Genomic DNA, 22354 nt, shown 5'->3' with positions numbered 1-22354 from the left:
TCATGGTATGTGACAGGTTTGACCGGGGGAAGACAGGGTCGCGAGAATTTCCAGGGAATTGCTGAAGGAATCAGCGGCTCGCGCGATCGTCGTTGGGGTAGCGGATGCCGAGCTGTTGGCGAAAGCCGTCGAAGAGACGCATGGTGCTCAACGAGTGTGACCACGGCATCGTCGGGCTCTCGCTGAGACCCTGCTGGATGCAGCGGGTCACCTCCCGCAGCTCGTAGACGTAGCCGCGTCCGACGACGTCGAACGTCTCCGTGCGCGCCGGGTCCCATCCCCGTTGCACCCTGAGCTCACTGGGATTGTTGATCCCTCCCACGGTAGTCAGGACGCCCTCAGAGCCCGCGACCGTGGCAATTCGGGGGCCGTGCGCGAGAAGGGACGACGTGAGCGTCGCGAGCTGACCGCCGCTGTAGCCGAGGGCGAGGACATTCTGCTCGTCGACCCCCTCTGCGTTGAGGGTGCCGAGGGCCGTGAGCGAGTCGGGGAACCCCAGTGTCCCGACCGGCCACAGGAGGGGGTACACCGTGAGGTCGAGGAGGGCGCCACCGCCGGCTCCGATGGCCCAGATCCGGTTCATCGGGTCCTTCGGAGCGGGGAAGCCCAGATCCGCCGAGACCCATTGGACGTCCCCGAGCTCACCGGACTCGGCTATCTCGAAGGCCCGCTGGATCGAAGGGAGGAACCGGGACCACACTGCCTCCATGAGGAAGACGCCACGCGCGCGGGCGAGGTCTAGGAGCTCCTGTGCCTCGTGCGCGTTGATGGTGAAGGCCTTCTCGACGAGGACGTTCTTGCCCGCTTCGATGACAGCCTTCGCCACTTCGTAGTGCTGAGCGTGCGGGGTCGCGACGTACACGACATCGACGTCCGGATCCTGCGCCAGCGCGACGTAGCCGTGCACGCCGCCGTCGTCCGCGTAGTGCCGCCGGAAACCGAACTCGCGCGCGAACTCTTCCGCCCTGTCCGCGTAACGCGAGCTGACCGCGTGCAGGGTCGCGTCCGGGAGCATCGCGAGGTCTCGGACTACCGTGCGCGCGATCCCTCCCGTCGCGACGACGCCCCAGTTGAGTGGCCGGCCGGTCGGCCTGATGGGGTCGGTGCTGTCCTGGAGCGAAAGCCATGAACGCTCGATATGGCGGGTCATGCGTCCCATCCTTGCACGCGGCTGCACCGCCTCATCAGGGCACAGCCGGTTGGGGGATCAGGTCCAGTACGGCCGCGCGCGCTGGGCTGCGGAGCGGAGGAGGGCGCCGTCGAACTCAAGGGACGACTCGGGAATTCCAGCTGCCTGCCACTCCGCTACAAGACGATGCAGGCCCGGTTCGGGGAGGGGCCAGAGCCAGAGGCTGAGCTGGATTGTCCGCTCCTGCTCGCCTCCGGAACCGCTGCCGCTCGCCTGGCGCAGGACAGCCCGCGGAGCCGGGGTCTCGGTGATCGGTAAAGCCGGCCGCGCCTCGGTGAGGGCCTTGCTGCCGTCGGGGTACAGGATCCCGAACCTGAGGCTCGTGGGATCCCCGAGAGCAGCATGGCCGATTCCCATGCGTTCGTGGGCCTGAACCGCCCACTCACGGTCAGACTCATCGGCGCGCCGGCGCACGCACCGGACGTCGAAAGTCGCCCCGTTCGCGTAGACCCTCGCGCACTCGACTGCGAGGGTGACGCGGTCAGTCTGAGCGAGGACGGCCTCGAGTGGCACGACGGCTGGCATCTCAAGCGGCGGCGGCGCGAACCACTCGGGATGTTGAGGTTGCGGCGGACGTGCGGGAGCGGCATCTGGTACCGGCGGAAAGAAGCCCATGCGCCTTATGGTGCCAGTAGCGCCGTCGGCCGCCCAGAGGCAGCTCGTGTCAGCCGGCGTTGGCCTCTCGGTGCGCCCGTGCGAGCTCCTGATAGTGCTCGGCATTGCGATGCACCCCGGCTACTTCCTCGTCGGTCAGCTCGCGCCGCACCTTCGCCGGAACCCCGGCGACAAGCGAGCGGGGCGGGACTGTGGTGCCCTCGAGGACCACGGCACCGGCGGCGACGAGCGAGCCGGCGCCGATCACAGCACCGTTCATGATCGTCGCGCTCATCCCGACGAGCACATTGTCCTCAACCGTGCACCCGTGGACGACGGCGTTGTGCCCCACCGAGACGCCCGAGCCAAGCGTGCACGGGAAGCCGGCGTCCGCGTGCAGGACGACATTGTCCTGGAGGTTGCTGCCGGCACCGACTCGGATCGTCGCGGTGTCGGCGCGAACCGAGACGCCGTAGAACGCGCTCGAATCCTCTGCCAGATGGGCGTCGCCGATGATGCTCGCCGTCGGTGCGACAAACGCGCTCGGATGGATGTCAGGGCTCGAGCCCCCGAAGTCGATGACAGGCATGAGCCCAGACTATCCAGCGCGGGCATTTGGGGTCACCTCGCGCGAGTGCCCGGGTCTGGGACACGGGAACGAGTCAGTCGAAGACGACCGTCCGCATCCCGTCGAGCAGCACGCGGTGCTCGGCGTGCCACTGGACGGCGCGGCACAGTGTCCGGCCCTCGACGTCCCGGCCGAGCTGCACGAACTGTTCAGGAGTCTTCGAATGGTCCACCCGAATGACCTCCTGCTCGATGATGGGCCCCTCGTCGAGGTCCGCGGTCACGTAGTGCGCGGTCGCTCCGATGATCTTGACGCCGCGCGCGTGCGCCTGGTGGTACGGCTTCGCCCCCTTGAAGGAGGGGAGGAAGGAGTGGTGGATGTTGATCGCCCGCCCCTCGAGCGCGCGGCAGAGGTCGTCGGAGAGGATCTGCATGTACCTCGCGAGCACCACGAGCTCGATCTGGTGCTCCTCGACGAGCGCAAGCAGCTTGGCCTCGGCCTCCGCCTTCGTGCCGGAGGTCACGGGCAGGTGCACGAAGGGAATTCCGTAGAACTCCGCCATCGGCGCGAGCTCGGTGTGGTTCGACACGATGACGGGCACCTCGATGGGCAGCGCCCCGGAGCGCTGCTGGAAGAGGAGATCGTTGAGGGTGCGGCCGTCCTTCGAGCACATGATGAGGGTGCGCACGCGCTCGCCGTCCCTGAAGATGCCGAGCTTCATGTCGAACGCCTCGGCCACGGGCGCGAGTGACGCCTCGAGCTCTTCTTGGGGTGCCGACGTCGCGACGGTCACCCGCATGAAGAACGTGCCGGTTTCACGGCTCTCGTACTGCCTCGATTCGGAGATGTTGCAGCCTGCTTCGAGCAGAGCGCCGGATACGGCATGCACGATCCCCGGGCGGTCAGGGCAGGAAAGCGTCACGATGAAGGAGTTGGGTGCCACGCTGTATAGGTTAAGCGCTGCGCGACGCTTCAAGGTTCTCGGGCCGGCGCACGGCCTCGAGCCGGCGCAGGGAGGCGAGCGCTGCGGCGCGGCCGGCCCGGGTCGCCCCTACGGTCGATGCCGAGGCGCCGTACCCCACGAGGAACAGACGGGGCTCCCGCACGACGCTCACGCCGTCGTCGGCCATGAGGATCCCGCCACCGCGCTCGCGGAGCCCGAGCGGCGAAAGGTGCCCCAGAGAGGCCCGGAATCCCGTGGCCCAGAGGATCGCATCGAGCCGCAGCTCGGTTCCGTCCGCGAGCACGGCTCCGTCCGGAGTCAGCCGTTCAAGCGGCCCGAGGGAGACCAGCACGCCGCGCTCGATCCCGTCGCGGTATTGCTCGGTGAGCGGGAGGCCGGTAGCCGCGACCACGCTGAGCGGCGGCAGGCCGGCGCGCGTGCGCTCGTTGACCCCGCGTTCGACGGCGATGCCCCAGTCCGCGTCGAAGGGCGCCTTGCGGAAGTCGGGGGCGCGGCGTGTGGACCAGAACGTCGTTGCCCCCGCCGCGTCGAGCTGGAGGAGGAACTGGAGGGCCGACGTCCCGGCGCCGACGATCAGGACGCGCTGGCCCCGGAACTCTTCGGCGGAGACGAAGTCGTGGGTGTGGAGCTGACGCCCAAGGAACGTCTCCTGGCCGGGGTAGCGCGGCCAGTGGGCCCGGTCCCACGTGCCCGTGGCGCTGATGACCGACCTCGCGTGCCACACCCGACCGTCCGCCGCGTGCACGAGGAGTGGGCCGTCGTCGTCCGCTTCCCTCGTCACGGAGGTGACTCGGACGGGCCGCTCGAGGGGCAGCCCGAAGGTGCGCTCGTACTCGCCGAAGTAGCGGCTGACGACGGCGGAGCTCGGCTCCGCAGGGTCGGGCGCCTCGAGCGGGAGCCCGGAGAGCGGGTGGAGGCCGTGTGCGGCGTCGAACGTCAAGGAGTCCCACCGGTGACGCCACGCGCCGCCCGGCCCGTCGTTGCCGTCCAGGACGACGAAGTCCTCCCACGGCCGGAGGCCTCGGCGTTGCAGCCAGTAGGCCGCGCTCAGGCCGGCCTGCCCTGCGCCGATCACCACAGTCCTCAGCACGGTCCTCGGCGCCTCCATCAAGCTCTCTCCATTGACGTGTCAACAATCGATGTAACCACACCACAGCGCCCTCTGTTCCCGCACAGCCCGCCTATTCCCACGCCGTCCGCGGGGTAGACTGACGTGGTCGCGACTGGCGTTGGGTGGATCACCACCGGGGAGCGGCAAGCGTCACCGCCGAAGGGCTTCAGCTCTGGGGAGGCGGCGCGAACGGGACACCACGGGTCGTACGCCTGGGCCGGGGGTCGAGCACGCTGCGCCGTCATGCCCCGCCATCCAGTTCCGGCACGGGCGAAACGGCCGGTAGCCTGACCAGTAGCACGCCGAGCCCAAATCCAGGAGATCCCGTGACCACCGCGAATCCCACCGTGTCCTCCGTCAGCAACCTTCCCCTCGCCGACGTCGATCCTGAGATCGCCGCCGTCCTCGACCAGGAGCTCGGGCGCCAGCGTGGCACGCTCGAGATGATCGCGTCCGAGAACTTCGCGCCCCGAGCCGTCATGGAAGCACAGGGCTCGGTTCTCACGAACAAGTACGCCGAGGGCTACCCGGGCCGCCGCTACTACGGCGGCTGCGAATACGTCGACGTCGCCGAGAACCTCGCGATCGACCGCGTCAAGGCCCTGTTCGGCGCCGAGTTCGCGAACGTCCAGCCGCACTCGGGCGCCCAGGCCAACGCCGCAGCCCTCTCCGCGCTCATCAATCCGGGCGACAAGATCCTCGGCCTCTCCCTCGCCCACGGCGGCCACCTCACGCACGGCATGAAGCTCAACTTCTCGGGCAAGCTCTACCAGGTGGCCGCGTACCAGGTCGAGGAGGACACGTTCCGCGTCGACATGGACAAGCTCCGCGAGCAGGCCCTCGCCGAGCGCCCGCAGGTCATCATCGCGGGCTGGTCCGCATACCCGCGGCACCTCGACTTCACCGCGTTCCGCTCGATCGCCGACGAGGTCGGCGCGTACCTCTGGACTGACATGGCGCACTTCGCCGGCCTGGTCGCCGCTGGCCTGCACCCTAGCCCCGTGCCGCACTCGCACGTCGTCACCTCGACCGTCCACAAGACGCTCGCGGGTCCCCGCTCGGGCGTGATTCTCGCGAAGCAGGAGTTCGGCAAAAAGCTCAACTCGAACGTCTTCCCGGGCCAGCAGGGCGGCCCGCTCATGCACGTCATCGCAGCCAAGGCCGTGGCCTTCAAGATCGCGGGCTCGGAGGAGTTCAAGGAGCGCCAGGAGCGCGTGCTCGAGGGCGCCCGCATCATCGCTGACCGCCTCAACCAGCAGGACGTCGCGGAAGCCGGCGTCTCCGTGCTCACGGGCGGCACCGATGTCCACCTCGTTCTCGTCGACCTCCGCAACTCGGAGCTGGACGGCCAGCAGGCCGAGGACCTGCTCCACGCCGTGGGCATCACCGTCAACCGCAACGCCGTCCCGTTCGACCCGCGTCCGCCGATGGTGACCTCCGGCCTGCGCATCGGAACCCCTGCGCTCGCGACGCGCGGCTTCGGCGCCAACGAGTTCACAGAGGTCGGCGACATCATCGCCACCGCGCTCAAGGGCGGAGCGGACCTCGAATCCCTGCGGGCTCGCGTCGACAAGCTCGCGAACGACTTCCCGCTGTACCCGGGCCACGAGGAGTGGTGAGCGCGTCCATGACCTCCACTGCTTCGACTGGCGCAGTCGTCCTCGACGGAAGGGCCGCCTCGGCAGCCATCAAGGCCGAACTCTCCGAGCGGGTCGCGGCGCTGAAGGCCAAGGGCATCACCCCGGGAATCGCGACGGTGCTCGTGGGTGCTGACCCGGCCTCGCAGCTCTACGTAGGGATGAAGCACAAGCAGTCGGTCGGGATCGGGATGAACTCGATCCAGAAGGCGCTGCCCGCGGACGCCACCCAAGAGGAGGTCGAGGCGCTGATCGACGAGCTCAACGCCGACCCGGCCTGCCACGGATACATCGTGCAGCTCCCGCTGCCGAAGCACCTCAACACGGACGCGATCCTCGAGCGGATCGACCCGGCGAAGGACGCGGACGGGCTCCACCCGACCAACCTCGGGCGGCTCGTGCTCAATGTGAACCACCCGATCGAGACTCCGCTGCCCTGCACGCCCCGCGGTGTGATCGAGCTCCTGCTCCGCAACGACTACGACCTCAAGGGCAAGCACGTCGTCGTCGTCGGCCGCGGTGTCACGATCGGCCGTTCGATCCCGCTGCTGCTGACGCGGCGCGCGATCAACGCGACCGTCACGCTCACGCACACCGGTACCCAGGACCTGTCAGAGCACCTGCGCCGGGCCGATGTCATTGTCGCCGCCGCGGGCGTCAAGCACATCGTCAAGCCGGAGAACGTCAAGCCGGGAGCGGCCGTGCTCGATGTCGGCGTGACCCGAGAGGACGATCCCGAGGGCGGCAAGCCGAAGGTGTTCGGCGATGTCGATCCCCGAGTTGCCGAAGTGGCTGGCTACCTCTCGCCGAACCCGGGCGGGGTTGGCCCCATGACGGTGGCGCTGCTGATGACCAACGTCGTCGAGGCCGCCGAGCGCCAGGCCGCCGAGCGCCAGGCCCCTGCCACCTCCTGAGCCCCAGCGGCTCCCGTCACGCCGTCACCTCCGCAGGGTTGTTACCCTGCGGAGGTGACGGCGTGACGTGGTCTTGGGCCGCTTCGTTGCTGGCGGCCGCGAGGGCGAGCTCGTTAGAAGCGGAAGCGTGCTCCTTGGGGAGTAGGCTCACGTGCGCCGAGCGGCCGACGACGGCGCGGGCCTCCGGCGCGTAGGCTCGGCACCATGCGGGCCAGACAGGACGACGACGGGGAAGGCTTGGTGCCCGACGGGCGAGCCGCGTCCTCCTGGCACAGTGGCCCGTGGCGTCATCGTCGCCTTCCGTGGCCGGCGCGGCTCGCGGGCGCAATCGTCCTCGCCCTCGTCCAACTCGCGGGGACGCACGTCGCCTCGGTCCACCAGACCGGGGCGCGCCCACTCGACGTCGTCGGAATCATCCTCCTCGCCGCCGGTCCTGCGCTCCTCCTGGCCTTGAGGTGGCGGCCGGGCCCGGTGGCGGCGGCCGTCGCTGCGGTCACGATCGTGTATTTCGCGCTCGGATATCCGTGGGGCCCGGTTCTGATTTCGCCCGCCCTCGCGTTCCTCTTTGCCACCGCAGCGGGGGCACGCCGCTGGACGTGGGCCTCGGGCGCCGTCGTCATTGCCGGCGTCGCTGCGTGGGGCCTCCCGAGCGGGGACTGGCTTCGACCCGCGGCGGTTGCGGCGTGGACCGCCGTCGTCGTGCTGATCGGGGAGGGGCTGCGGGTGCGTCGCGAGCGTCTCGCGGCACGGCGGAGGGAGTGGGAGGCTCGGCGGCGTGAGGCTCGAGACCAGGAACGCCTCGACCTCGCGCGGGACATTCACGACGTGGTCGCCCATTCGCTCTCGCTCATCAACGTCCGCGCGAGTGTCGCTCTCCACTTGGCCGAGCGTCGTCCCGAGGAGCTCCGGCCTGCGCTCGAGGCGATCAAGCAGGCAAGCCACGAGGCCCTCGGCGAGGTCCGCGAGCTGCTCGGCGTCCTTCGTCAGGACGTGCCGGTGACGCCGGGCGCGCCGCTCGAACGTGTCCCGGCGCTCATCGAGGATGCGCGGGGGACCGGTCTCGACGTGACTCTCGACGCCGAACTCGACCCGCCGCCGTCGCCCGCCCTCCAGCGCATCGTCTACCGCGTGGTGCAGGAGGGCCTCACCAACACGGTGCGCCACGCTGGCGCCCAGCGCGTGCACGTGCGGATCGCACGGCGCGATGGAAGCATCTCTGTCGAAGTGCACGACGACGGCTCCGGGCTCCGCGGTGCGGCCGTCGGTTCGGGGCTTCGCGGCATGCGGGAGCGCGTGGAAGCCGCGGGTGGGACGTTGACCCTGACGGACGACGGCGGTCTCCTCGTCCGCGCGTTGCTCCCCGAAGCTTTCGACGAGAGGGACGGCCGGTGATCCGCATCCTGATAGCCGACGATCAAGCGCTGCTCCGCGCGGGCTTCCGGGCGCTTCTGGATGCCGAGCCGGACATGGAGGTGGTGGGTGAGGCCGGCACCGGGGCGGAGGCCGTTGCTCAGGCGGGACGGCTCACGCCGGATGTCGTGCTCATGGACATCCGTATGCCGGGCGGCGACGGGCTTGAGGCAACCCGCCGGATTCTCGAGGCTCAGCCTGAGGGGGTGCGGATCATCATCCTCACGACGTTCGAACTCGACGAGTATGTCACCGGTGCGATCCGCTCGGGAGCGAGCGGATTTCTCGTCAAGGACACGGACCCGGACGAGTTGATCCGCGCTGTGCGAGCGGTGCATGAGGGCGATGCGATGCTCTCGCCGTCCGTGACGCGGCGGCTGCTCGAGCGGCTCGCGGCAGAGCGGCCGTCGACCCCGAACACGGCGCCGGTCGACGTCGCGCAGCTCACGGAGCGGGAACGCGAGGTGGTGGCTCTCGTGGGCCATGGGCTCAATAACGCCGAGATCGGCGCGCGCCTCTACATCACGCCGCTGACCGCCAAAACGCACGTTTCCCGTGCCATGACCAAGTTCGGGCTGCGTGACCGGGCCCAGCTGGTGGTCCTCGCCTACGAATCCGGCCTCGTCAGGCCCGGGTGGCTGGGATGATCCGGACGCTCGGCTGCTGAGCGCTCGCCTGCTGAGCGCTCGCCTGTTGAGTAGGTGAGGTTGCTCCCGGCAGAGTAGGCGCTCTCGGCAGGTGACTCCGTCTGGCGGACGCGCTGGGGACCGGCCTTGAGAAGACTGGAATCAGCGGCTGAAGGTCAGCCGATCTGTCCGAGGAGACGTCGTCATCATGATCATGACCCCCGCACTCGTTGCCGCCGACACCGCATGGCATGGCCCCTGGTTCTGGCCGTGGTTCCTGCTCATCCCGCTGTTCTGGATTCTGCTGATCGTGCTGTTCTTCACAATCGGTCGTCGCTTCTGGTGGCGCCGTCACTGGGACCAGTACCAGGCAGGCCAATACCAGGCAGGCCCGAACCAGGAAGGCCCCTACCAAGCGGGCCCGTACCAAGGCGACCTCCGTGCCGCGCGTCCAGGCGTTGACTCTGCTGGGAGCGCCGAATCGGTGCTGCGGGAACGCTTTGCCCGTGGCGAGATCGACGAGACCGAATACCGGCAACGCCTTGAGGTGCTCCGCGGCGATTCCTACCAGGGCTAGCGCGACCTCAGCACGTTTCCCCAGCGCGAATGGAGGCCCCCGGACAGCTCGCCCGGTTTCTGAAAGATGCGTTGCAGAAAATGGCCGGAATCCCTTCCGGTGGCCTTGCTTGTCGAGTAGTGTGCGGTGAGTGTCGCATGAAGCACAGGGGGTTGCCGGGGGGACGGTGGTGACGAGTGCCCGTGCCGCGCAGCCGGTCATCTCGGCGCGGGATCTCGTGAAGACCTACGGGGATGTCAACGCGGTGGATGGCATCAGCTTCGACGTTCCTGCGGGGGAGTCTTTTGGCCTCCTCGGGCCCAACGGGGCGGGGAAATCGACCACGATGAGGATGATCGGCGGCGTCAGCCAGCGCACGAGCGGCCAGCTGGACATCATGGGCCTCGACCCGGAATTGCAAGGTCCCGAAGTCCGCGCGCACTTGGGCGTCGTACCGCAGCAGGACAACCTCGACGAAGAGCTTCGTGTCCGGGACAACCTCATCATCTACGGGCGCTATTTCGGGCTCTCGCGCAGCTACCTCGCCGAGCGCGCCGATGAGCTCCTCGAATTCGCCCAGCTCGAGGACAAGGCGAAGGCCCGAGTCGACTCGCTGTCCGGCGGCATGAAACGTCGTCTCACCATCGCACGTTCGCTCATCAATGACCCGAAGATCCTCCTTCTGGATGAGCCCACGACAGGGCTTGACCCGCAGGCACGACACGTTCTCTGGGATCGCCTCTTCCGCCTCAAGGAGCGGGGCGTGACGCTCGTCCTCACCACCCACTACATGGACGAGGCGGAGCAGCTGTGCGATCGCCTCATCGTCGTCGACAAAGGCCAGATCATGGCCGAGGGATCACCGGCGGAACTCATCCGGAAGCATTCGAGCCGAGAGGTGCTCGAGGTGCGGTTCGGCGCCGATCGCAACCGTGCTGCTGCGGATCAGCTGGACGGGACGGGGGACCGAATCGAGGTGCTGCCGGACCGGGTGCTCGTGTACAGCGAGAACGGCGAGGAGTCCCTCGAAGTCATCCGCGCGAGAGGGCTGCGTCCCATCACCTCGCTCGTACGGCGCGCCTCTCTCGAGGACGTCTTCTTGCGGCTGACCGGGCGGTCCCTCATTGACTGAGGGCCACCGTCTCGAAGCCCAGGCGCCGGAGGTCTCGGCGGCCAAGGCGCGTCGCTGGGGCTCGTTCTACTTCATGGAGCACATGCTGCGCAGCATGCGCGCGTACGTCGTCACGATCGTCGTCACGAGCGTCGGCAACCCGCTCCTCTACCTCTTCTCGATGGGCGTCGGCCTCGCCTCGATCGTCGATCGAAGCCCCACCGCGCACTTCGCCGGCGTCGGCTACCTTGCGTTTGCAGCTCCCGCCCTGCTCGTCTCGAGCTCCGTCATGACGTGCGCGAACGAGATGATGTTCCCCGTCATGGACGGCTTCAAATGGCGCCGCATCTACTACGGCCCCCACGTCACACCGCTCGTGCCGGGGCAGCTCGCAGCGGGCCACGTCATGGCGGTCGGGGTCCGGCTGCTCGTGCAGTGTACGGTGTTCTTCCTCATCATGCTCGCGTTCGGTGCAGCGGTGAGCCCCTTCTCATGGCTTATCATCCCCATCGGCGTCCTCGCCGGAATGGCGTTCGGAACACCGCTCATGGCCTACGCGGCCCGGATCAACAAGGAGAATTTCCAGTTCTCCATGATCCAGCGCTTCATCGTCATGCCGCTCTTCCTGTTCTCAGGCACGTTCTACCCGCTCGAGACCATGCCCCGGCCGATGCAGTGGATCGGCTGGCTCTCCCCGCTGTGGCACGGCAATCAGCTCGGTCGCCTCGCGACCGTAGGGCCCACCGAGCCCCTCTGGCTTGTCGCTGTCCACGTCCTCTACCTCGCGGCTCTCGGCGTTGCGGGCATGATCTGGGCTCGCCGCAACTATGCGAGGCGGATGGACGCATGAGCATCCTGCACGACGACGACTACCTCCTGGCGCCCGACCGTCGCCCCCTGAGCGCGCTCTACTCGCGGAACGCACGTGCCGTGATCGAGCGGGGCTTCCGCGTCATCAAGAGCCAGAACTGGGTCGTGCTCGTCTCGGGCTTCTTCGAGCCGGTGTTCTACCTGCTCTCCATGGGCATCGGCCTCGGGCGACTCGTGGGCTCGGTCCAGGGGCCGAGCGGTGCGCCGATCAGCTACGCGGCATACATCGCTCCCGCGCTCCTTGCGGTCTCCGCAATGAACGGGGCGATCTACGACTCGACCTGGAACATCTTCTTCAAGATGCACTTCGGGAAGCTGTACCAGAGCATGCTCTATACGTCGCTCGGGCCCTTCGATATCGCCGCCGGCGAGATCTTCATGGCACTGTTCCGCGGCTTCCTGTACGCGCTCGGCTTCACCGGGGTCATGGCCGTCATGGGCCTCATCACGACGCCGTGGACCCTCCTGCTCGTCCCCGCGGCGGTTATGGTCGCGTTCGGCTTCGCGAGTTTCGGGATGGCCATCACGAGCTATATGAAGACGTTCCAGCAGATGGACATCATCACCTTCGTCATGCTCCCGATGTTCCTCTTCTCCGCGACGTTCTACCCGCTCAGCATCTACCCGGAGCCAGTTCAGTGGATCGTCCAGGCGCTCCCGCTGTGGCACGGAGTCGAGCTCATGCGCGAGATCAGCACGGGCGCGTTCAGCGTTCTGACCCTGGTCCACCTGCTCTACTACGTCGTCATGATCCTCCTGGGTCTCGCCTTCACTACGCGACGGCTCCGCGCCCTCTTCCTCCGCTGACCACGCCCGAGCTCGTCCAACCCAGCCCAACGGGAAGCGCGCGCCGTCGTCCGTTGGGAGGCAGGGCACCCGGCTGGTCTGGGAGAATGGTTGCTATGCAGTCTCTCGGCTCCCAACACCCTGCCTCCACGCGCCCGGGTATCCGCATCGGCACGCTGGGCCTCTCCGTTCTCGTCCTCGCATTCCTTGTCGCGGTGCTCTTCGCGGCGAACCGGAATGAGGTCATCGGTTGGATCGTTGCCATCATCTCCCTCGCGTGGCTGGTGTTCGCCGTGTTCGTCTTTGTTTCGGTCCGCAACGCCGGGCGCCGCGCGCAGGCGAAGTTCGAGGAGGCTGCCCTCCGTCTCGGGGGCCGTGCGCCGTCGATGAGCGGCACCCAAATGGCCGGCGAGGCACGGACCGTCGACGACGCCCGCGACCTCAAGCTCGACCACTCGTTCAAGATCATCCAGGTCCAGGAACGCGTCGTGCGCGAGAACCTCGGCAGGGATTCCGAGCAGGTCGCTCGAGCTCTCGAGACCATCCAGATCACCGCGGCAAACGCCCGAGACATGCTGCGTCCCGACGGCGGGGAGCCGGTCACTGGGACCGTCGTCGACGAAGGGTAGAGTGGCAAGGTGACCCTCGAAGCTGCCATCACCACGCCTGCCTACGCGCCGAAGGACGGGGCCTTGCGCATCGCAACGGTCAATGTCAACGGGTTCCGCGCAGCCTGGCGAAAGGGAATGCCGGAGTGGCTCGGGCCGCGCGATCTCGACATCCTGTGCCTTCAGGAGGTGCGCGCTCCAGACGACGTCGTCACTGGCTCGTTGGAGGGGTGGCATGTGCTGCACGCCGAGGCGGACGCGAAGGGCCGCGCCGGGGTGGCCATCGCTTCCCGCGCGGAGCCGACGGCGACGCGCGTTGGCATCGGCGACGACTACTTCGCGACCGCCGGGCGGTGGGTCGAGGCTGATTTCGCGCTCGACGGCGGCAAGCAGCTCACGGTCGTGAGCGCCTACGTGCATTCGGGCGAGGCAGACACCCCGAAGCAGGTCGACAAGTACCGCTTCCTCGACGCCATGCTCAAGCGCCTCCCCGAACTGGCTGAGCTGAGCGACCACGCGCTCGTCGTCGGGGACCTCAACGTCGGCCACACGCCCTTGGACATCCGCAACTGGAAGGCGAACCAGAAGCGCGCGGGCTTCCTGCCGGAGGAGCGAGCGTACTTCGACCGCTTCTTCGGAGACGAGATCGGCTGGAAGGACGTGCATCGGGAGCTGTCAGGCCAGATCGACGGCCCGTACACGTGGTGGTCCCAGCGTGGGCGCGCCTTCGACAACGACGCCGGGTGGCGGATCGACTACCACATGGCCACCCCCGGCCTCGCAGGCGCGGCGAGGAATGCCGTCGTCGACCGCGCAACGGCATGGGACACACGCTTCTCGGACCACGCTCCGCTCGTGATCGACTACAAGCTCTAGACCCGGAAGACCAACACCATGACGCTTGACTCCACGCCAGCCATGACCCCTCCCGGCCGCCAACGTCTCGTCTCTGGCATGCAGCCCTCCGGCGACTCGCTGCACCTCGGCAACTACCTCGGCGCCCTCGTCAACATGGTGAAGCAGCAGGACGAGTACGACTGCTTCTACTTCATCCCGGACCTGCACGCCATCACCGTTCCGCAGGAGCCCGAGGAACTGCGCGAGCGGACGCGGCTCACAGCGGCCCAGTTCATCGCGGCCGGGATCGATCCCGAGAGGTCGACCCTCTACGTCCAGTCGCACGTGCCCGAGCACGCCCAGCTCGCATGGGTGCTCAACTGCATCACGGGCTTCGGCGAGGCCTCGCGCATGACCCAGTTCAAGGACAAGGCGGCTCGCCAAGGCCACGACGCGGCGAGTGCGGGCCTGTTCACGTACCCGATGCTCATGGCCGCTGACATCCTGCTCTACAAGCCGTACGGCGTCCCAGTGGGGGAGGACCAGCGCCAGCACCTCGAGCTAGCGCGCACGCTCGCGCACCGCTTCAATACCCGCTTCGGCGAGACGTTCGTGGTCCCGGAGGCACTCATCCCGCCGGTCGCCGCCAAGATCTACGATCTGCAGAACCCGACGGCCAAGATGTCGAAGTCGGCGGAATCGCCCAATGGCCTGATCAACATCCTCGATGACCCGAAGGTCACGGCGAAGCGCATCAAGTCCGCGGTTACGGACACCGAGACCGTGGTTCGCTTCGACCGCGAGACCAAGCCGGGCGTCTCGAATCTCCTGACCATCAGCTCGACGATCACGGGGCAGAGCATCGACGAGCTCGTGGCGTCCTACGAAGGCAAGATGTACGGGCACCTCAAGGCCGACGTCGCAAAGGTCGTGGTCGACGCCGTCGCCCCCATCAAGGCGCGCACGGAGGAACTGCTCCGCGATCCGGCGGAGCTGGATCGCCTCCTTGCCGTGGGTGCCGCGAAGGCCCGCGAGATCGCGGCGGAGACGCTCGCCGATGTCTATCGGAAGGTAGGCTTCCTGCCCGCCATGGCTCCGGCTGCTGCCTCAGTCTGAGGCGATGACGGGTCGACTCGCGGGGCAGATTCAAGCGCAGGCCGGGGAAGTTCCCCTCGTCGGCGTTATCCTCGGCTTCCCAGATGATGTCGCGGCGGAGCTCAGAAAATGGCGAGCCTCTTTTGGGGATCCCGTGGCCGACGTCATCCCCGCCCACATCACGCTTGTGACGACGACGGAAACCGAGGACTGGAACGCGGCAGTCAGCCACGTGCGGGCGGTCGCGGCGCGGCAGGCACCGTTCCGTGTGACGCTTCGCGGCACTGGATCGTTCCGGCCGGTCTCCGATGTTGTGTACCTCGAGGTGACGGAAGGGTTCGAGGAATGCGTCAAGCTCCATGGCGAGCTGCAGCGAGGGCCCCTCGAGCGAGAGCTTCCTTTCCCGTACCATCCGCACGTGACAGTGGCCCACGATGTCGATGGGGAGCGGCTCGACGAGGCCGAGGAGGCGCTGAAGAACTACAGCACATCCTTCACAGTCGCTAGCATGGGGCTGTATGAGCACGACTCCGACGGCTTCTGGCAACTACGGGAAGAGCTCGACTTCAGTGGAGAGGCGCCCGCGTCAGAGGCGTCCCGATAGACAGAAGGCCGGCCCGACCCCGCCTACCGACCTCGAGAAGCTGCGCCTCAACGCCCTGCACGCCCGCCAGGCTTGGGGCCGCGCGAAGCTCGATGGCAGTGGCGGGTTCAAGCGCCTCCTGTCGCTGATCCAATGGCTCGTCGCGAAGGTCAACACGTTGCGTCCCGTGCGGACGATGCAGCTCTACGGGCTGCGTCATGGACCGCTCATGAGTGCCGGGATCGGCTTCAACATGTTCTTCTCGATCCTCGGTCTGCTCGCAACCGGGTTTTCGATCGCAGGCCTTGTGCTGGCAGGGCAGCCTGAGCTCGTCAACAAGACAGTCCAGCTCGTCGCACAATCCGCTCCCGGGCTCCTCAAGGTCAACGGCCAGCAGGGAATTGCGGATCCCCACGCCCTCCTCAACCCGTCCGGGCTCGGGCTGACCGCCATCATTGGCGCGCTCGTGACCATCTTCACGTCACTTGGCTGGATCAGCAGCCTCCGCGACGGCCTCCGGGGGGTCCTCGCTGAACGGCCGCTTCAGCTGAATGCGGTCCTCCAACGTCTCCACGACGCCGGAACCCTCCTGCTTCTCGGGGTGGCGCTCGTTCTCACGTCCGGCGTGAGCATCCTGTTCACGGGTGCCATCGGCTTCATCGCAGACCTGTTGCACATCGACAGGGCGATCGTCGCACCCATCAGCTGGCTTATCGGGATCATTGTGCCGCTGCTGCTCAACTGGGTCACGGCCGTCATCATGTTCCGGCTCGCCGCGGGACTCCGGCTCTCTCACCGCGCCTGGCTGGAGGCGACGATCATTGCGGGCGCCGGCACGACTGTCCTGCAGCTCTTCAGCAGCCAGCTACTCGCGAGAGCCGGGGCGAATCCGCTGCTTGCGTCCTTCGCGATTATCATCGGGCTGCTCATCTGGTTCAACCTCGTGAGCCAGGTCTACTTGGTGTCGGGTTCCTGGGCCGCAATCCGTGAGGCGGATACGGGCGCTGTCGCCGCCCGGCGGCCCGGGATGCTCGGTTCCTCGCGCCCCGCGTTCCACCCGGGACCGCAGCTTGCCCACGTTGAGGCAGAGCTTCGGGCGCGGGACCACCGCCAGCCGGTCAACGAAGGCTCCCACGGCCCCTTGACGCACGACGGCGCCGGCTCACTCGGGCTTCCCAGCATCCCCGCGAGCGTGGCGCCGCCTGAGCCGGTCTCCGCTCCCAACGCCGCAGCACTGGTCCCCGACCACCCGCAGAAGCGCGGCATGGGCGGGTGGCTGAAGGCGCTGAGGGGTCGAGGGCGTGGCTGAGGGCAGGAACAGAAGCCAAGGATGAGGGAGGGGCTCCGCTGCTGATGCAGCGGAGCCCCTCCCGTTCCTGTCTCCCAGGCCTCACTCGCGTCTTCCGAGCCTCATCCTGCCTCCCAGGACTGGCGGGTGACGATCAGTTAGACGGTATGGAGTAACCGCCTTTCGTGGGTGGTTGCGGGCCGGGGCCTCGCTCACGCAGATTCGTGGGTTACCGAGCAGAGTCCCCTGCTCGGCCTATCCGACATGCGTGGGAGGTCCCGAATCTTCTATGTCGCGTCAAGCTGCTGCGAGTGCGTCGCGGTGGAGTGCGTTGAGGGTGCGGTAGAGGTGGCGGGCGAGGTATCTCTTGAGGCAGCGACGGATCTCGCGTGTGGTTCTGCCTTCGGCTGTGCGTCGTTCGGCGTAGGCACGGCTGTCGGGATCGTGGACCATTCGGGTGATGGTGGCCATGTGCAGGGCCCGGTTGAGGCGTCTGTCGCCTCCTCGGTTGAGCCGGTATCGGACGATGTTCCCGGAAGAAGCCGGGACGGGGCTGACCCCGGCAAGAGTGGCGAAAGCGGCCTCGGAGCGGACCCTCCCGAGGTGTGACCAGGCGGTGTAGACCACGGCGGCGGTGACCGGTCCTATGCCGGTCATCTCCAGCAGGGGCGCGGCGGGGCTAGCCTTGACGAGCTCGGATGTGCAGTGCTGGTTGTCCGCGAGCTCCTCGTCCAGAACGCGGATTCGTTTGGCAAGGCGGACCGCCTCCGTCCGGGCGGTGGCAGCCGCGACGCCCTCTTCCCGTGCCCGCCATCGCGCCATCTCCGTGACCTGGGTGGCTGAGAGGGGCCGGCGGGCGTCGATCCCGAGGTCGACGGTCCGGGCCAGGGCAGTGAGTGCGTTGACCTTGGCCGTGCGCTCGAGCGTCATCTGCTCCCTTGCCGCGATGAGCACTCGCAGGGCAGCGCGCACGCCCTCATCCTGGCGTGGGATACGCAGGCGGGTGCCCTCGAGCGGGAGGGCTGCGGCCGCGATCGCGGCCGCGTCCAGCGGATCGGATTTCCCTGTGGTGGTTCGTGAGCGAACGTAGCCCCTGGGGGCTTCCACAGCCTCGAAGCCGGCCTTCACGACTGCCGCTGCGAGCTGGGCTCCATAGCTGCCGATTCCCTCGATGACCCAGAGTGCGTCTGCGTCTCCTCCCGTGCGGCGGGCCGCCCAGTCGAGGGCCCTCCGCATGCCCGCCGCGGTGGCCGGGAATTGCTGGCAGCCGAGCTGTTCACCGGTCGCCGCGCGGACCATGGCAAGGGTGTGGGTGCGGGCGTGGGTGTCCACGCCGATGACGAACGGGCGCGTCTGTGCGACAGTAGTCTTCGCGGCCACGGGGTTCCTTCCTCGAGTAGGGGCAGATGCTTCTGGCCGCGGCGCGGCCGGCGTCGGCCCGGGTGAAGGTCACTCCGAGGCATTCCTGTGATGGGCCACGGCCCCGCAGGGGTCGGGCAGTCTTCTGATCAAGCCATCGGTGTGGGCCGGGCGGGCGCCGGGCACCAACCCCCATGGCTGGACAATTCGGGGCGAAGGCCCATGAAGGGGCCAGTGTTCATTCGAGTCACAGCCGAGGAGAAGGCGTCCAGCACCTACCCTGCCAGCCGGTCCCGGACCAGCCGCTCCAAGACTCACAGGTGTTCATTGAGCGTACGAGTGTTGGGCTGGATGTGCACGCCCGGTCGTTCGCGGCGGCAGCGATCGACGGCGACACAGGCGAGCTGGTCCAGGTCCGGCTTTCCCCGTCCTACGAGGCGGTGAAGTCATGGCTCGCCGGCCTGCCGGGCCCGGTCGCCGTGGTCTACGAAGCCGGCCCGACGGGGTTCGGACTTGCGAGGGCCTTGACCTCACAGGGAGTCAGGTGCGTGGTCGCCGCACCGTCGAAGCTGTCAGCGGCCATGAGATTCTCCCCATTGGCGGCCAGATAGTTCCCCGCTGACGGCCAGTTCTTTCTCCCCGTCCACGGCCAGTTGTTCTCCCCGGGTGCGGGATTCCTTCCGCCGGTCGTGGTGATGATCGCGGATGAAGAGCAACGAGGAGATCATGGAGATTCTTGAGGCGTATGACCTCACCGGCAGCTACCGTGCCGCAGCGGAGCTCGCGGGGTGTGACCATCACACGGTGGCCAGGTATGTGAAGCTGCGGGCTGCCGGAGGGCCGGATCGCGAGAAGGGGCAGCGGGCCAGGCCGATCGACGGGTTCCTGCCGAAGATCGAAGAACTCGTCGAGCGCTCGGGAGGCCGGGTCCGGGCGGATGTGGTCCATGAGCGGCTGGTCGCGATGGGGTTCACCGGCGCGGAGAGGACCACGAGGCGCACGGTCGCGGAGGCCAAGGCGCAGTTCGCGGCGGGGCGGCGGCGCGTGTTCCGCCCCTGGATCGTCGAGCCTGGGCTGTGGCTGCAGTGGGACTACGGATGGGGGCCGAGGATCGGGGGCCGGGCGACGCTGCTGTGGTGCGCGTGGCTGGCGTGGTCGCGGTTCCGCGTCGTGATCCCGATCTGGGACAAGAGCCTGCCGACGGTCGTGGCGTGCATGGATGCCACGCTGCGCAGGATGGGCGGGGTCCCGGCGTTCGCGCTGACCGACAACGAGCGCACCGTGACCGCCGACCACATCGCCAGGGTCGCGGTGCGCAACCCGCAGATCGTGGAGATGGGCCGCCACTACGGGATGACCGTGCGCACCTGCGTTCCCGCCGACCCGCAGTCCAAGGGCGGCTCGGAGTCCACGGTGCGGATCTCGAAAGGCGGATCTGGTGCCCACGGCGGCGAACCTGCTCGAGGAGTACCGCACCTTCGGGCAGTTGGAGAAGGCGTGCCACGATTTCTGCGACGAGGTCAACGCCCGCCCGCACCGGGAGACACGGCAGGCGCCGGCGGCGATGCTCGCTGCGGAGCGGGAGCGGCTGCATCTGCTTCCGAAGGCGCCGTTCACGGTGGTGTTCGGGACCACCCGCCGGGTGAACTGGGACGCGACCGTGTCGATGAACGGGGTCCGGTACTCGGTCCCGCACGAGCTGGCCAACACCAGGGTCTGGGTGCGCGAGGCGGGCGAGGAGGTCATCGTCACCTCCGTGGCCGAGCGCGGGGAGGCCCGCGAGGTGGCCCGGCATGCGACCGGGCGTCCCGGGACCCCAGTCCTGGACGACGCGCACTACCCGCCCCGGGCGGATGAGGCCGCGGACCGCCAGCCCAGGGCGACCACCCCGGAGGAGGCAGCGTTCCTGATGCTCGGCGCGGGTGCCAAGGCGTGGCTGGTCGAGGCCGCCGCCGCGGGAGCCAGGCGGATCCGCGCGAAGATGGCCGAGGCCGTCGCGTTCGCCAAGCTCTACGGCACCGACCAGGTCGACCGGGCCCTGGGCACGGCCGCGACGACGGGCAGGTTCGCCGACAGGGACCTGGTCTCGATCCTGGGCTACCAGGCCGGGCTCGCCCACGTGGAGCCCTCCCGGGCCTCCGAGGCCCATTCCCTCCAGCCGGGCACGGGCGGCTGGGGCCGCCTCGATGGCTCAGAGCCCGCCGCCGCCGACATGACGGGCGAGGAGGAGGACCGGTGACGATCACAACGATGCAGACCGTGGTCGCCCGCGCCCACGGCGACCCGCTGGCCGAGGCCCTGGAGCTGACCCGCCGGCTGAAGCTGCCCCACATGCGCAAGGCGCTCACGGACCTGATCCCCACCGCGAAGGCCCAGCGCTGGGACCCAGCCGAGCTCGTGCGGGTCCTGCTCGCGGAGGAAGTCGCCGGCCGCGACCGCGCCAACCTGATCACCCGCCGCAAATCCGCCGGCTTCCCGGCAGGGAAGACCTTCGGCGACTGGGACGAGGAGCTCTCCCCGATCCCGCGCCCGACCCAGGAAGCACTCAAGTCCCTCGAATGGGTCCGCCGGCGGGAGAATCTCGCGATCTACGGGCCGTCGGGGACTGGGAAGTCGCACTTCTGCGAGGCGCTCGGCCACGCGGCAGTCGAGGCCGGCATGATCGTGTCCTGGTTCGGGATCGAGGATCTCGGCGCCCTGGTGCGCAAGCACCGCGCCGACGACTCCATCGCCCGGGCCCTGACCAGGGTCGTGCGCAGCGATCTGATCATCGTGGACGACATAGGCCTGCTCCCGGTCTCCCCAGACGCCGCCGAGGGGTTCTACCGCCTCGTGGACGCCGCCTACGAGCGCCGGGCGATGGCGGTCAGCTCGAACCTCGCCCCGGCCGGATTCGACGAGATCATGCCCAAGACCATCGCGACCGCGACGGTGGACAGGTTCATGCACCACGCCCACCGGGTCGAGACCAAGGGCGAGTCCTACCGCCTCGCCCAAGCCGCCTCCGGCAAGGGGGTGACGCCCTTCCGCTGACCCGACAGACAGTCCAAACCCGAACCGGGGAATCAACTGGCCATACGTGGGGAGGAAAGATGGCCGCCACCGGGGAGAACAACTGGCCGTCCACGGGGAAAACCAACTGGCCGTTGACACGAAGCTCCAGCGGCCATCGGGAGACCGTGTCAAGACCGACGCCAGAGACGCGGTGCACCTGGCCAGGCTGCTGCGCCTGGACGAGATCACTCCCGTGGCGGTCCCGACCATATCCCAGGAGTCCGCGCGTGATCTGGTGCGGGCCAGGGAGGACTGCCGTGGGGACCTGATGCGCGCTCGGCACCGGCTCTCGAAGCTGCTGCTGCGCCACGGGATCGTCTACGAGGGTGGGGACGCCTGGACCGGCGCCCACGATGCCTGGCTGCGGAAAGAGGCCGCTCTGCAGCTGGGGTCCACGGCTACCCGGACGGCCTTCGACTCCGGCTACGAGGCCGCCCTCGCCACGAAGTCCCGTCGTGGCCGGCTCGACTCCGCGATCGAAGAGCTGGCCGCCGAGAGCGAGTTCGCACCCGTCGTGCGCCGCCTGGGCTGCCTGCGCGGTGTGAGCACCCTGACCGGTTTTGCCCTCGCAGTGGAGATCGGGGACTGGCACCGGTTCACCGGGGCTACGATCGGCTCCTTCGTCGGACTCACCCCGTCCGAGCACTCCTCGGGCTCCTCCCGCGCCCAAGGACCGATCGCCAAGACCGGCAACTCCCACGTCCGCCGGCTCCTGGTCGAAGCGGCTTGGCACCACAGGGCCCGCTACACCGTCGGGAAGACCATGCTCGACCGGTGGGATCTGGCCCCCGCCGCCGCGCGGGTCCGGGGCGATGAGGGCAACCGTCGCCTGCACGCCCGATGGGTGAAGTTCCTCGAGCGCCGCAAGCGCCCCACCGTCGCGAACGTCGCGATCGCTCGCGAGCTCGCCGGCTGGTGCTGGTCCCTGGCCGTCATGGACGACGACTGAGCCCCCGCTGACTGCTTCGCCCGGGGTTGGGTGTTGGCGGCAGCGCGTGGAGCCACCCGCGAGAGTTCTATGAGCAGGGCCGAAGGCCTCACGCTCGTTCTTAGACACGCGGACCGGCTCCAGCCGAACCACCGTCCTGCGGTAGCCAACCCGCGCATATCAGTGTGACCGCGCGTCGCCCAATGACACGCTCGACCAACACCCCCGCTCGCGAAGCAGCGAGGCGCCGCCGGGAAACCTCCCGA

Annotated in this window: 22 protein-coding genes, 1 pseudogene and 1 riboswitch; of the genes and pseudogenes, 17 read left to right on the top strand and 6 right to left on the bottom strand. The window is 68.3% G+C overall.

Features of this window, described 5'->3' with window-relative positions:
* Positions 1–70: 70 nt before the first annotated feature.
* From L0M17_RS15045 to L0M17_RS15025, 5 genes are all read right to left on the bottom strand, one after another.
* On the bottom strand, positions 71–1150 hold the full coding sequence (locus tag L0M17_RS15045; RefSeq protein ID WP_241054954.1) for a Gfo/Idh/MocA family protein: 1080 nt from the start codon (positions 1148–1150) through the stop codon (positions 71–73).
* Positions 1151–1207: 57 nt separating this feature from the next.
* A complete protein-coding gene (locus tag L0M17_RS15040; protein ID WP_241054952.1) occupies positions 1208–1804 on the bottom strand; it encodes a hypothetical protein in 597 nt (198 codons plus the stop codon).
* A 49-nt stretch (positions 1805–1853) separates the two neighbouring features.
* Positions 1854–2372, bottom strand: coding sequence for a gamma carbonic anhydrase family protein (locus tag L0M17_RS15035; protein WP_241054950.1), 519 nt, complete (start codon positions 2370–2372; stop codon positions 1854–1856).
* Between the two features lie 73 nt (positions 2373–2445).
* Positions 2446–3294 (bottom strand): formyltetrahydrofolate deformylase, encoded by an 849-nt coding sequence (purU, locus tag L0M17_RS15030; RefSeq protein ID WP_241054948.1) that lies wholly within the window; start codon positions 3292–3294, stop codon positions 2446–2448.
* 10 nt (positions 3295–3304) lie between these two features.
* Positions 3305–4423, bottom strand: coding sequence for an NAD(P)-binding domain-containing protein (locus tag L0M17_RS15025; protein ID WP_241054946.1), 1119 nt, complete (start codon positions 4421–4423; stop codon positions 3305–3307).
* A gap of 101 nt (positions 4424–4524) precedes the next feature.
* Positions 4525–4615, top strand: a riboswitch (ZMP/ZTP riboswitch).
* A 137-nt stretch (positions 4616–4752) separates the two neighbouring features.
* Between L0M17_RS15025 and glyA the strand changes: the two genes are divergently transcribed.
* The 13 genes from glyA (at position 4753) to L0M17_RS14960 (ending at position 16768) form a co-directional block, all read left to right on the top strand.
* Positions 4753–6045: a serine hydroxymethyltransferase gene (gene glyA, locus L0M17_RS15020; protein ID WP_241054944.1), complete on the top strand. Its 1293-nt coding sequence runs from the start codon at positions 4753–4755 to the stop codon at positions 6043–6045.
* 8 nt (positions 6046–6053) lie between these two features.
* Positions 6054–6977, top strand: coding sequence for a bifunctional methylenetetrahydrofolate dehydrogenase/methenyltetrahydrofolate cyclohydrolase (locus L0M17_RS15015; protein WP_241056469.1), 924 nt, complete (start codon positions 6054–6056; stop codon positions 6975–6977).
* A gap of 204 nt (positions 6978–7181) precedes the next feature.
* Positions 7182–8369 carry a sensor histidine kinase gene (locus L0M17_RS15010; RefSeq protein WP_241054942.1) on the top strand — a complete coding sequence of 396 codons (1188 nt, stop codon included), beginning with the start codon at positions 7182–7184 and terminating at the stop codon, positions 8367–8369.
* Positions 8366–9034 carry a response regulator transcription factor gene (locus tag L0M17_RS15005; RefSeq protein ID WP_241054940.1) on the top strand — a complete coding sequence of 223 codons (669 nt, stop codon included), beginning with the start codon at positions 8366–8368 and terminating at the stop codon, positions 9032–9034. The genes L0M17_RS15010 and L0M17_RS15005 overlap by 4 nt, the downstream gene beginning before the upstream one ends.
* Before the next feature lie 187 nt (positions 9035–9221).
* Positions 9222–9590 carry an SHOCT domain-containing protein gene (locus L0M17_RS15000; protein WP_241054938.1) on the top strand — a complete coding sequence of 123 codons (369 nt, stop codon included), beginning with the start codon at positions 9222–9224 and terminating at the stop codon, positions 9588–9590.
* Positions 9591–9759: 169 nt separating this feature from the next.
* Positions 9760–10701, top strand: a complete 942-nt coding sequence (locus tag L0M17_RS14995) for an ABC transporter ATP-binding protein (RefSeq protein WP_241056468.1) — start codon at positions 9760–9762, stop codon at positions 10699–10701.
* A complete protein-coding gene (locus L0M17_RS14990; RefSeq protein ID WP_241054937.1) occupies positions 10694–11530 on the top strand; it encodes an ABC transporter permease in 837 nt (278 codons plus the stop codon). The genes L0M17_RS14995 and L0M17_RS14990 overlap by 8 nt, the downstream gene beginning before the upstream one ends.
* A complete protein-coding gene (locus L0M17_RS14985) occupies positions 11527–12357 on the top strand; it encodes an ABC transporter permease (protein ID WP_241054936.1) in 831 nt (276 codons plus the stop codon). Before L0M17_RS14990 ends, L0M17_RS14985 begins: the two co-directional genes overlap by 4 nt.
* A 95-nt stretch (positions 12358–12452) precedes the next feature.
* Positions 12453–12965, top strand: coding sequence for a hypothetical protein (locus tag L0M17_RS14980; protein WP_241054935.1), 513 nt, complete (start codon positions 12453–12455; stop codon positions 12963–12965).
* Between the two features lie 9 nt (positions 12966–12974).
* On the top strand, positions 12975–13820 hold the full coding sequence (locus L0M17_RS14975; RefSeq protein WP_241054934.1) for an exodeoxyribonuclease III: 846 nt from the start codon (positions 12975–12977) through the stop codon (positions 13818–13820).
* 18 nt (positions 13821–13838) lie between these two features.
* A complete protein-coding gene (trpS, locus tag L0M17_RS14970) occupies positions 13839–14897 on the top strand; it encodes a tryptophan--tRNA ligase (protein WP_241054933.1) in 1059 nt (352 codons plus the stop codon).
* A gap of 4 nt (positions 14898–14901) precedes the next feature.
* Positions 14902–15480, top strand: coding sequence for a 2'-5' RNA ligase family protein (locus L0M17_RS14965; RefSeq protein WP_241054932.1), 579 nt, complete (start codon positions 14902–14904; stop codon positions 15478–15480).
* A complete protein-coding gene (locus tag L0M17_RS14960; protein WP_241054931.1) occupies positions 15395–16768 on the top strand; it encodes a YihY/virulence factor BrkB family protein in 1374 nt (457 codons plus the stop codon). Before L0M17_RS14965 ends, L0M17_RS14960 begins: the two co-directional genes overlap by 86 nt.
* 276 nt (positions 16769–17044) lie before the next feature.
* Here the strand turns inward: L0M17_RS14960 and L0M17_RS14955 are convergent, their stop codons facing one another.
* Positions 17045–18127 (bottom strand): IS110 family RNA-guided transposase, encoded by a 1083-nt coding sequence (locus tag L0M17_RS14955; protein WP_241050952.1) that lies wholly within the window; start codon positions 18125–18127, stop codon positions 17045–17047.
* A 299-nt stretch (positions 18128–18426) separates the two neighbouring features.
* Between L0M17_RS14955 and L0M17_RS14950 the strand changes: the two genes are divergently transcribed.
* The 4 genes and pseudogenes from L0M17_RS14950 (at position 18427) to L0M17_RS14935 (ending at position 22109) form a co-directional block, all read left to right on the top strand.
* On the top strand, positions 18427–18717 hold the full coding sequence (locus tag L0M17_RS14950; RefSeq protein WP_372498028.1) for a hypothetical protein: 291 nt from the start codon (positions 18427–18429) through the stop codon (positions 18715–18717).
* Between the two features lie 94 nt (positions 18718–18811).
* A pseudogene (gene istA / locus L0M17_RS14945) lies at positions 18812–20345 on the top strand (IS21 family transposase).
* Positions 20342–21139: an IS21-like element helper ATPase IstB gene (gene istB, locus L0M17_RS14940; RefSeq protein WP_308196793.1), complete on the top strand. Its 798-nt coding sequence runs from the start codon at positions 20342–20344 to the stop codon at positions 21137–21139. Before istA ends, istB begins: the two are co-directional and overlap by 4 nt.
* Positions 21140–21185: 46 nt before the next feature.
* Positions 21186–22109, top strand: coding sequence for an IS110 family RNA-guided transposase (locus tag L0M17_RS14935; protein ID WP_308196887.1), 924 nt, complete (start codon positions 21186–21188; stop codon positions 22107–22109).
* Positions 22110–22354: the final 245 nt, after the last annotated feature.

The sequence above is a fragment of the Sinomonas terrae genome, from assembly GCF_022539255.1.
GTDB classification, from domain to species: domain Bacteria; phylum Actinomycetota; class Actinomycetes; order Actinomycetales; family Micrococcaceae; genus Sinomonas; species Sinomonas terrae.
The sequence above is the reverse complement of the archived record's forward strand: the minus strand, read 5'-3'. Positions and strand labels throughout refer to the sequence as shown.